The sequence below is a fragment of the Moorena producens 3L genome, assembly GCF_000211815.1.
Classification (GTDB): Bacteria; Cyanobacteriota; Cyanobacteriia; order Cyanobacteriales; family Coleofasciculaceae; genus Moorena; species Moorena producens.
The window spans coordinates 205,108-216,005 of record NZ_GL890971.1 but is presented as its reverse complement, the minus strand read 5'-3'; the positions used below and the strand labels follow the sequence as shown (position 1 = coordinate 216,005).

The 10,898-nt window shown below is 44.4% G+C and carries 8 protein-coding genes and 1 pseudogene; 8 read left to right on the top strand and 1 reads right to left on the bottom strand.

Going from position 1 to position 10,898, the window contains the following annotated elements:
* Positions 1-403: 403 nt before the first annotated feature.
* The 4 genes and pseudogenes from LYNGBM3L_RS31280 to LYNGBM3L_RS31265 all read left to right on the top strand — a co-directional run.
* Positions 404-1,486 (top strand): annotated as a pseudogene (locus tag LYNGBM3L_RS31280) (O-linked N-acetylglucosamine transferase, SPINDLY family protein); the annotation flags it as partial.
* 690 nt (positions 1,487-2,176) lie between these two features.
* The gene (gene iscB, locus LYNGBM3L_RS31275) at positions 2,177-3,511 is read left to right on the top strand and encodes an RNA-guided endonuclease IscB (protein ID WP_008190869.1); all 1,335 of its coding nucleotides are present in this window, start codon (positions 2,177-2,179) and stop codon (positions 3,509-3,511) included.
* Between the two features lie 256 nt (positions 3,512-3,767).
* Positions 3,768-4,367 carry a Uma2 family endonuclease gene (locus LYNGBM3L_RS31270; protein WP_008190867.1) on the top strand — a complete coding sequence of 200 codons (600 nt, stop codon included), beginning with the start codon at positions 3,768-3,770 and terminating at the stop codon, positions 4,365-4,367.
* A gap of 245 nt (positions 4,368-4,612) precedes the next feature.
* Positions 4,613-5,368 (top strand): MBL fold metallo-hydrolase, encoded by a 756-nt coding sequence (locus LYNGBM3L_RS31265; protein ID WP_008190866.1) that lies wholly within the window; start codon positions 4,613-4,615, stop codon positions 5,366-5,368.
* On the opposite strand, the gene LYNGBM3L_RS45300 is transcribed toward LYNGBM3L_RS31265, so the two are convergent.
* A complete protein-coding gene (locus LYNGBM3L_RS45300) occupies positions 5,363-5,506 on the bottom strand; it encodes a hypothetical protein (RefSeq protein WP_161603213.1) in 144 nt (47 codons plus the stop codon). The genes LYNGBM3L_RS31265 and LYNGBM3L_RS45300 overlap by 6 nt on opposite strands.
* Between LYNGBM3L_RS45300 and LYNGBM3L_RS31260 the strand changes: the two genes are divergently transcribed.
* The 4 genes from LYNGBM3L_RS31260 to LYNGBM3L_RS48105 form a co-directional block, all read left to right on the top strand.
* Complete coding sequence (locus LYNGBM3L_RS31260) at positions 5,505-6,296, top strand: glutathione S-transferase family protein (protein ID WP_008190864.1); 792 nt, start codon at positions 5,505-5,507, stop codon at positions 6,294-6,296. The genes LYNGBM3L_RS45300 and LYNGBM3L_RS31260 overlap by 2 nt on opposite strands.
* A gap of 360 nt (positions 6,297-6,656) precedes the next feature.
* Entirely contained in the window at positions 6,657-8,366 is a 1,710-nt protein-coding gene (locus tag LYNGBM3L_RS31255) for a helicase HerA domain-containing protein (protein ID WP_008190861.1), read from the top strand.
* A 424-nt stretch (positions 8,367-8,790) separates the two neighbouring features.
* On the top strand, positions 8,791-9,633 hold the full coding sequence (locus tag LYNGBM3L_RS31250) for a prohibitin family protein (protein ID WP_008190859.1): 843 nt from the start codon (positions 8,791-8,793) through the stop codon (positions 9,631-9,633).
* A 308-nt stretch (positions 9,634-9,941) separates the two neighbouring features.
* Positions 9,942-10,898: ABC-F family ATP-binding cassette domain-containing protein (locus LYNGBM3L_RS48105; protein ID WP_044495555.1), on the top strand; the 957-nt coding region annotated here is incomplete at its 3' end.

The following is a 10,898-nucleotide window of genomic DNA, read 5'->3' as shown; positions in this document are numbered from 1 at the left end:
GCTTGCACCTGAAGGTAGTGAGGTCAATTCATCGGAAAATCCCTGTAATAGGGAGCAGGGATCCCCCCTAACCCCCCTTAATAAGGGGGGAATTGAGGATGGGGGAATTGAGTTAAAGTCCCCCAGAATTGGGGGATTTAGGGGGCTTGCACCTGAAGGTAGTGAGGTCAATTCATCGGAAAATCCCTGTAATAGGGACCAGGGATCCCCCCTAACCCCCCTTAATAAGGGGGGAATTGAGGATGGGGCAATTGAGTTAAAGTCCCCCAGAATTGGGGGATTTAGGGGGCTTGCACCTGAAGGTAGTGAGGTCAATTCATCGGAAAATCCCTGTAATAGGGAGCAGGGATCCCCCCTAACCCCCCTTAATAAGGGGGGAATTGAGGACGGAGGAAAAACTACTAGACCCTTAAAAGTCGGATACCTGTGTCATTGCTTAAGACGGCATTCCGTGGGGTGGCTAGCTCGTTGGCTGTTTGAGCATCATGACCGGGAGCGGTTTCAACTTTATGGCTATTTCGTAGACTACAAGCTAGTAAACGATAACGTCCAAGAATGGTATATCAATCAAGTAGACCATCCTCGCAAATTAGGGATTCATGTTCTAGAGGTGGCTGAGCAGATTTATCAGGATCAACTGGATATTTTAGTTGACCTTGATAGCATCACCCTGGATATCACCTGTGCAGTCATGGCCCTGAAACTGGCACCAGTACAAGTCACCTGGCTAGGGTGGGATGCTTCAGGATTACCTGCCATTGATTACGTGATTGCTGACCCCTACGTATTACCAGATTCCGCTCAGGCTTACTATTCCGAGAAAATCTGGTGCTTACCCCAAACCTATATTGCGGTGGATGGGTTTGAAGTGGGTGTACCGAGCTTACGTCGGGACCACCTGGATATTCCCAACGATGCCACCATTTATCTCAGTAGTCAGAAGGGATACAAGCGCAATCCCGATACCACAAGGCTGCAAATGAAAATTATCAAAGCGGTCCCCAATAGCTACTTTTTGATTAAAGGCAAATCTGACCAAGACTCGATCACACGGTTCTTTAACCAGATTGCGGAAGAAGAAGGGGTAGACTGCGATCGCCTCCGGTTTCTACCAGAAGTCCCTACGGAAGCCGTTCATCGTGCCAACTTAGGCATTGCGGATGTGGTCCTGGATACCTATCCCTACAATGGAGCCACTACTACCCTGGAAACCCTGTGGATGGGTATTCCCCTAGTCACCAGAGTGGGAGAACAGTTTGTTGCTCGCAACAGTTACACCATGATGATGAATGCCGGAATCACCGAAGGCATTGCCTGGACAGATGATCAGTATATCGAGTGGGGGATTCGCTTAGGCAAAGACCCAGCCCTGAGACAACAGATTTCCTGGAAACTGCGACAATCTCGACAAACTGCCCCCTTGTGGAATGGTAAGCAATTTACTAGGGAAATGGAAAAGGCTTATGAGGCAATGTTAGGGAGATAGGGAGCTGTCAGCTATCAGCTATCAGCTATCAGCTATCAGCTATCAGCTATCAGCTATCAGCTATCAGCTATCAGCTTAAGCGCTACGCGCACGCTACGCGAACAGCTATGAGTTTATGCACTACAGATGGTGCTTTTGAATCAAACAGGTAACCATTTGTTGAATCTGAGGAAAGTCCCAGCATCGTTCGCACAGCGTGGCCAAACGCGCACGCGTGGCCGTTCGCGTAGCGTGGCCAAAAGGCCAAAAGGCCAAGGCCAAAGCCTGTGCCACAAAGCAGACAACTGACCGCTTAATGCTGACTGCTGACTGCTGACCGCTGACCGGTGAAGGCTTAGGCGTAGAGCGATAACATTAGCCCTAAAGAATTTGGTACAAAAATTTTCAAAATATGTTATAATAATAAATTTTGTGTAATATACTGAAAATGTGGATGGAAAACGTCCGTCACGAACTCGCCGCTAATTCCTTCGGACTATAGCGGGAGATTGATTGCTCTGTCGTGACCAGACTAAGTTCTTAGAGAACTACGTTATTCAGCTCATGACACCTACAAATACGTGCCAGTTTGTAGCAACTGTCGTACAGCTTTAAACAGGCGTAACGAGTTAAACCAGTGAGTTGTACCTAACAAGGTTGAATAACATTGTCGAGGCTAACTCTACCCGTTTATCGGAGTGTTCGTGCGTAATGCGAGTTTTCGTTCTAGATCAAAACAAACAACCTCTAGATCCTTGTCATCCAGCGAGAGCTAGAGAACTACTTAAGAAAGGGAGGGCTAAAGTTTTCAAACGCTACCCATTCACTATCATCATGCCAGATCGGTCTATCGATGATTCTGTTACTCATTCACACAGAATTAAGATAGACCCCGGCTCAAAAACAACAGGTATTGCTATTGTTTGTGAGCAAACTGGACGGGTTACCAATGCTTTAGAAATCAACCATCGAGGTCAACAGATTAAGAAGGCTCTAGAATCTCGACGAGCATTAAGACGTGGTAGACGGAATCGCAAAACCCGATATCGTCAGCCAAGATTTCTAAACCGAACACGCCCTGACGGTTGGTTGCCACCATCATTAATGAGTCGAGTTTTCAATGTTGAGACTTGGGTTAGGCGGCTGATCAAGTTGTGTCCTATAACCGCAATATCTCAAGAATTAGTTCGATTTGATACTCAGAAAATGCAAAACCCAGAAGTATCAGGAGTTGAATATCAACACGGTGAGCTATTTGGATTTGAGGTAAAAGAGTATTTACTTACTAAGTGGGGACATAACTGCGTTTACTGTGGCGCTATTGATACTCCCTTAGAGGTTGAGCACATTATCCCCAAATCAAAAGGTGGTAGCAATCGAGTTAGTAATTTAACTCTTGCGTGCAGAAGCTGCAATCAGAAAAAAGGTAATGACTCGATCGAGAAATTCCTAAGAAAAAAGCCGGAAATACTCAAAAAGGTATTAGCTAAAGCCAAAAACCCTTTAAAAGATGCAGCAGCAGTTAACGCAACCCGATGGGAATTGTTCAGAAGACTAAAACTAACAGAGCTACCTATTGAGGTAGGTTCTGGCGGCTTGACTAAGTTCAACCGGAAAACTAGGGGTATTGAGAAAACCCATTGGACTGATGCTGCTTGTGTAGGTAAGTCTACCCCACAGATGTTATTACTAAGCGGAGTGAAACCACTAACGGTTACAGCCAAAGGTCATGGCGTTCGTCAGCGATGCCGTCCAGATAAGTACGGTTTTCCAAAGGCTCATGCACCTGCTGCTAAGTTTTTTAGAGGCTTTCAGACAGGGGATATTGTCAAAGCTGATATCAAGAAAGGGAAGTATGCTGGGCAATACACAGGGCGAATTGCTATTCGTTATCGTCCGAGTTTTGTGCTTTCGGCAAAGCCGTTCGCGAAGCGTGGCCTACGGCCTCCGCTACGCGAACAAACTTCTGCTCAGAAGATTGATGTACATCCAAAATATTTGCAAACAATCTTTAGGGCTGACGGCTATGAATACCAAGTTAATTAATGCGGATTCGCGCTTGGCTGTAGGCCACGCTACGCCAGGGCAAACGCATCTAAATTCTAGAAGCCTTACTCAGAAGCGATTTCAAAATTAATCAGCATAAATACTTATCGGTTCAATCTCATATCCAGTAGGCATTTCAGAATAAAATGCGTTTACCCTGAATGAATAATTACCAATTATAAATTCTACATTCTAAATTCTTCATTATCAATTCTAAATTATACATTCTTATTCCCTATTATCAAATAAAAACACGATGCTATTACAAGACAAAAAACGCTACTACACAGCAGACGAGTATTTAGAACTAGAAGAAGCTGCTGAGTATAAAAGTGAATATCGGGATGGAGAAATTATACCGATGGCTGGAGGAACCACCAATCATAATAAAATTGCTCTCAATTTTGCCGCTAACTTGAAGTTTGCCTTAAAAGGAAAAGACTACGATATCTATATCGGTGATGTGCGATTGTGGATACCTGATTATCGTCAGTATACTTATCCTGATCTTATGGTAATTAAGGGGAAACCGATCTATACCGGCAAAGGTAAGACTACTGTCATGAATCCCTTGCTAATTGTTGAAGTCTTATCTAAATCTACTAGAAATTATGACCAAGGAGAGAAGTTTCTCTACTATCGCTCAATTCCCCAATTCAAAGAATATATACTAATAGACCAAGCCAGATATCATGTTATTCAACATACCAAAACTATTGAAGGACAATGGTTACTGACTGAGCAAACATCAGAAAATGTAATTTTGGAATTAAGTACTATCGATTTTACCATTAACTTTAGTGATATTTACGAGGGAATTAAGAATGAAGAATTAAGAATGAAGAAGGCAGAATGAAGAATTGAGAATGAAGAATTAAGAATGAAGAAGGCAGAATGAAGAAGGCAGAATGAAGAAGGCAGAATGAAGAAGGCAGAATGAAGAAGGCAGAATTGAGTTATAATGGTGAAGGCAGAAGGCAGAATGAAGAATTGAGTTAGAATGGTTAAGGCAGAATGGTGAATGGTGAAGGCAGACTTCTAAATTCCAAATTCTAAATTCTAAATTCTAAATTCTAAATTCTACATTCTACATTCTAAACTATGTATCTCACCCATTTCGGCGCAAACACCTGGCTACTGGAACTTCCAGAGCAACGGATTCTGATTGACCCCTGGTTAGTGGGTTCATTGGTCTTTGGCAATCTACCTTGGTTCTTTAAAGGGGACAAACCGGAAGCAATTAACAGCATTCCGGATAAAATTGACCTAATTTTGCTCTCCCAAGGCTTAGAGGACCACACCCATACCCCAACCTTGGAAAAATTAGACAAAACTATTCCAGTGGTGGGCTCTACTAGTGCGGCAAAGGTAGTCAAACAGCTAGGTTATACCCAGGTAACCCCCCTTACTCCTGGTGAAACCGTTGCGTTAGGAAATCACTTAGAAATCCGAGCCTTGCCAGGAGCACCCATTGGTCCATTCCAGCAGGAAAATGCCTATCTGATCACGCAGTTGGATAGTGGTACCAGTCTTTACTACGAACCTCATGGCTATCCCCCTGCTGAAGTCAAGGATTATGCCCCAGTAGATATCGTGATTAGCCCAGCCCTAACCTTAGAAATTCCCTTAGCCGGGCCAATCGTTCAAGGGCATAAGACAGCACTGCAATTGGCGCAATGGTTACGACCCCAAGTCTTTCTGCCCACAACCATTGATGAAAATGTCAAGTATGAAGGGGTTTTGGGTTCCGTAGTGCGGGAAGTGGGGAGTCTCGAAGAATTGCGATCGCAACTCCTCCAGGACAATCTGCCCACAAAAGTCATCACTCCGGAACTAGGGGTTTCCTTGGAATTATAGGAAGGGAATCGGCAATCGGCAATCGGCAATCGGGAGAAGAGAGGGGGAAGTGTGGGAAGTATGGGAAGTGTGGGAAGAGGAATGTGAAAACGCTACAGTAGCATAGTGTCCCACATCAACAGCGAGAAGATCCAACATGCTGGAGTTGTATCAATTTGAACTGTCCCAATACTCAGAGAAAGTACGACTGATTCTGGATTACAAAGAGCTGGACTATCGCAAAATTGAGGTAACCCCAGGAGTAGGACAGTTAGAACTATTCCAACTGTCTGGTCAAAGTAAGGTACCAGTGCTAAAAGATGGGGATACCGTGATTAGTGATTCTACTGCGATCGCAATGTATTTGGATCGCAAGTATCCCGACAAACCCATCATCCCCACCGATCCCAAAGAACGAGGACTGTGTTTACTGATCGAAGAATGGGCAGATGAATCCATTGGTACCAAAAGCCGGAAAGTGGTCTATGGCGCATTGAGCCAAAATCCCGACTTCCGCAAATCGGTCCTACCGAACCAAACCCCGGATTTGCTCAAAACAGTAGTTGGTTCGGTACCCTCGGAATTTTTAGATATTCTAGGGTTTGGTGTCGGTTGTGGCACTGATGCCGTCAAGGAAGCCAAAGATGGTCTCAAGCAAGACCTAGAAGCCTTGAGTCTGTTACTCCTGGATAGTCCTTATCTAGTCAGCAACTCCCCTTGCTTAGCAGATTTTGCCGTAGCCGGTTTAAGTCTGCTCCTGAAATTCCCCGATGGGAATTATCTCGATATCCCCCAGCAATATCAAGGTAAAGGCATTCCTGGCTTGGCCGATAGTAACCTCTACGAAACCTTTTTCGCTTGGCGCGATCGCATCTATGCTGATTATCGCAAACCTTTAGTTTCCGATAGTCCTAGTGATTCTCAACCCACATCAATTGAGATCGACTAATAATAATTGACTCTAAGGGGTCAGCGGTCAGCCGTCAGCGGTCAGCGGTCAGCGGTCAGCCGTCAGCCGTCAGCTGTTCGCGTAGCGTGCGCGTAGCGCTTAAGCTGATAGCACCTCAACTAGCTTGTGTGGCACAGGCTTCTAGCCTGTGACCCATCCCATCAGCTGATAACTGATAGCTGATAGCTGATAGCTGATAGCTGATAACTGATAGCTGATAGCTGATAGCTGATAGCTGATAGCTGATAGCTGATAGCTGATAGCTGATAGCTGATAGCTGATAGCTGATAGCCTACTCCCTACTCCCTACTTCCAATCACCCAAATGATTTAGCATTGCTATAGTCCTGGAATTATGGTAATGGATTTAAGTCAACCTTTAGGTTCAGTTATTCAAGGCTCTTTGTCTGCTGGATTGGAAGTGCGATTACACCCCGATGTCTCCGTAGAAGATATGCGGGTGGGGAAATTTCTGGTGGTCCAGGGAATGCGATCGCGTTTCTTCTGTATGCTCACCGATGTGTCTTTGGGAACCTCCAGTCAGCGGATTCTGGTTAATCCTCCTAATCCCAATGATGATTTTCTACGGGATGTACTCGCAGGTAGTGGCACCTACGGTACGATTAATCTAACCCCGATGCTAATGTTTACGCCACAAAAGTCCCAGTCACAACAGCCAGTGGAACTAAATGGAAAAAGTCCCTTAGGCTCCTTTCAAGCTCAAAGTAGCGAAGAGATGGAATTGTTACCAGTAAAAACAATTCCCAGCCACTTTTCTCAAGTATACGATGCTAGTGAACGGGATTTTCGGGCAGTCTTTGGCTGGGAAGATGACCCCCATCGCCGGAATTTTTCCATTGGTCAACCCCTTGACATGGAAGTCCCCATATGCATCGACTTAGATCGGTTTGTGGAACGGAGTAACGGGATTTTTGGTAAGTCTGGCACCGGTAAATCCTTTCTAACTCGACTACTGCTATCTGGGATTATCCGTAGGCAAGCAGCAGTAAATTTAATTTTTGATATGCACTCGGAATATGGCTGGGAAGCCGTATCGGAAGGGAAACAATTTAGTACAGTCAAAGGGTTGCGCCAGCTTTTTCCATCCCAGGTACAAGTTTATACCCTCGACCCAGAATCCACCAGACGACGAGGGATTCGGGATGCCCAAGAGCTTTATCTAAGTTATGACCAAATTGAAGTAGAAGATATCAACCTAGTCCGAGGAGAGTTAAATCTTTCTGAAGCTAGTCTAGAAAATGCCATTATTTTACGCAATGAATTTGGCAAATCCTGGATTGTGCAACTGCTGTCTATGACCAATGAAGAAATCCAGGAATTTTGCGAAGTCAAACGAGGCAACAAGTCTTCAATTATGGCATTACAGCGCAAATTAAGCCGATTCGATGAATTGAAGTATATCCGCAGTGCTTGTCCCCATAATTATGTCAATCGAATTTTAGAATCTCTCGATGCCGGGAAGCATGTTGTGGTAGAATTCGGTTCCCAATCCAATATGCTTTCCTATATGTTAGCAACTAATTTAATTACCCGTCGTATTCATAACAGTTATGTCAGAAAAGCTGAAATATTTTTGCAGTCGAAAAATGCCAGCGATCGCCCCCGTCCCCTAGTAATTACCATTGAAGAAGCCCACCGTTTCCTAGATCCAGCCACAGTACGTCAAACAATTTTTGGGATTATTGCCCGTGAAATGCGCAAGTATTTTGTGACCTTGTTAGTCGTAGACCAGCGTCCTTCTGGCATTGATAACGAAGTCATGTCTCAAATTGGAACTAGGATTACTTGTTTACTAAATGATGATAAAGATATTGAAGCAATTTTTACTGGGGTGTCTGGTGGCCAAAGTTTGCGTTCGGTATTAGCCAAGCTCGATTCTAAGCAACAAGCCTTGATTTTAGGACATGCGGTACCAATGCCAGTCGTAGTCAAGACCCGTGCTTACGATCAGCAATTTTATCGGGAAATTGGGGAGCTAGATTGGCAAGAAGTGTCCGATCAAGAGGTATTTTTAGCCGCCCAATCAGCTAGGGAAGATATAGGGTTTTGAAGTAGGCTATCAGCAGTCAGCAGTCAGCGGTCAGCTTAAGCGCTACGCGCACGCGTGCGCGTTCAGTGGTCAGCCGTCAGTGGTCAGTGGTCAGTGCTCAGTGGCCACTCAAGTAGTGTGGCACAGGCTTCTAGCCTGTGATCCATAAGCTGTTCGGCGTAGCTTGGGCCTAGCCCATCAGCTGATATAGCAATCCGTCTAGGAATTGCTGAGAATTTTGTTCCCTACTCCCTACTCCCTACTCCCTGTTCCCTACTCCCAGATCCGCTGTTCCCTTTGCTTAAGCTGATAGACGAACTTTTCTAGTATGCTGAAAATATGATGCCATAAAGCTTACGAGATCTGGCAAATGCCCTATCTGGTAACATCAGTGCTTAATTACCCTGTGATTAATCCAGGGGATAATTCAAAAGGAGATTAAAACTTGAGGAACCAAAATCCACAAAATTTGCAATCTTTAGTCGGGGGGATTATCGCAGCATTAGTTATTCTCCTCTCCTTTAATTGTTTTGTAATTATCAATCCCGGTCAGGCTGGAGTCCTTAGTATTTTGGGTAAAGCTAGAGATGGCGCTCTGCTTGAGGGTATCCACTTCAAACTGCCCTTCGTCTCTATAGTCGATGTGTATGATGTCACCGTACAGAAGTTTGAAGTCCCAGCCCAGAGTTCCACAAAGGATCTTCAGGATTTGACCGCACGATTTGCCATCAACTTCCGCCTCGATCCCACTAAGGTGGTTAGTATCAGACGAAAACAAGGAACTCTACAGAATCTAGTGACCACAATTATTGCCCCTCAGACTCAAGAGTCATTTAAAATTGCTGCCGCCCTTCGCACTGCTGAAGAATCGATTACCCAACGGAGTCAGTTAAAGGAAGATTTTGATAAGGCTTTGGGCGAAAGGTTAGCCAAGTATGATGTCCAAGTATTGGATACTAGTGTCATTGACCTGAATTTTTCTAGGGAATTTGCCAAGGCAGTTGAAGAAAAACAGGTAGCAGAACAACAGGCCCAACGAGCTGTCTATATAGCACAGGAGGCTGAGCAAGAAGCTCAAGCAGAAATTAATCGCGCTCAGGGTAAGGCCGAAGCCCAACGACTGTTGGCGGAAACCCTCAAAGCCCAAGGGGGTGAACTGGTGCTCCAGAAAGAAGCGATCGCAGCTTGGCGAGAAGGTGGGGCTCAGATGCCTAAAGTTCTGGTTATTGGTGGTGAGGGGAATCACAGTGTTCCCTTTATCTTTGACCTAAACAACGTACCTCAATAGCATCAAAATGTCAATAAAATAGTCAAAAGCTCTTTAATTTCATGGTAGTTAGTAATAGTAAGTTTGATATTTTGCACTTGATTATTAGTAGTTAAATTACAACTACCAAAAACCGTTTTCTACCCAGAAAACGGTTTTTTTTTAAATAAATTTATAGCAGTCTAAGTAAACCTTAAGACATATTTATCTTCCCTACTCCCTACTCCCTACTCCCTACTCCCTACTCCCTACTCCCTACTCCCTAATCCCTAATCCCTAATCCCTACTCCCTACTCCCTAATCCCTACTCCCTTTCCTATAAATTTTTCATGAGTATTTTCACCCTACAATCAGTTCACAAAGACTTTGGGATTAAGGAAATCCTGAAAGAGGCTAGCTTTAGTCTAGATCCTATGGATAAAGTTGGTCTAATTGGCACTAATGGTTCAGGCAAATCGACCCTATTAAAGATAATTGCTGGTCTTGAGCCCATTGATAGTGGTCAACTCTCGGTTAATCCCAAAACTAAAATTGTTTACTTACCCCAACAACCAGACTTAGATGAAAACAACACGGTTTTGGAACAAGTGTTTGCTGATAGTGGTCAGCAGATGACTCTGATTCGTGAGTATGAAGAACTTTCCCAGAAATTGGCTCACAATCCCGAGGATAACCAACTGCTAGCACAGCTCTCAAGTGTAACCCAGCAGATGGATGCCACAGGAGCTTGGGAACTAGAAACAAAGGCAAAAATTATTCTGAGTAAATTAGGGATAGTTGATTTTGATGCTCCCATTGGTCAGTTGTCTGGTGGCTATCGTAAACGGATTGCTTTAGCAGCTGCCTTGCTAGCGGAACCAGAGGTATTGTTAATGGATGAGCCAACAAACCATCTTGATGCCATGTCAGTGGAGTGGTTACAGAGTTATCTGAATAGTTATCGTGGAGCAATCTTACTGATTACTCACGACCGCTATTTTCTAGACCAGGTCACCAACCGCATTATCGAAATTGACCGGGGAGACCTGTATACTTACTCTGGCAACTATTCCTACTATTTAGAGAAAAAAGCCTTAGCTGAAGAATCAGCCATCAGTACTCAACGGAAACATCAAGGGGTATTGCGCCGAGAGCTAGAATGGCTAAAACGAGGTCCAAAAGCTCGCAGTACCAAGCAAAAAGCTCGAATTGACCGTATTCACGACATGCAAGCCAAGGAGTTTAAACAAGCTCAGGGTAAAGTAGAAATTTCTACCCCTGGTCGTCGCATTGGCAAAAAAGTGATT

Coding starts and splice junctions, on each gene's coding strand:
- LYNGBM3L_RS31260 (WP_008190864.1), top strand. CDS start 5,505: ATGCTGGAGTTGTATCAATTTGAACTGTCCCAATACTCAGAGAAAGTA.
- LYNGBM3L_RS31270 (WP_008190867.1), top strand. CDS start 3,768: ATGCTATTACAAGACAAAAAACGCTACTACACAGCAGACGAGTATTTA.
- LYNGBM3L_RS31265 (WP_008190866.1), top strand. CDS start 4,613: ATGTATCTCACCCATTTCGGCGCAAACACCTGGCTACTGGAACTTCCA.
- LYNGBM3L_RS31255 (WP_008190861.1), top strand. CDS start 6,657: ATGGATTTAAGTCAACCTTTAGGTTCAGTTATTCAAGGCTCTTTGTCT.
- LYNGBM3L_RS45300 (WP_161603213.1), bottom strand. CDS start 5,506: ATGTTGGATCTTCTCGCTGTTGATGTGGGACACTATGCTACTGTAGCG.
- iscB (WP_008190869.1), top strand. CDS start 2,177: ATGCGAGTTTTCGTTCTAGATCAAAACAAACAACCTCTAGATCCTTGT.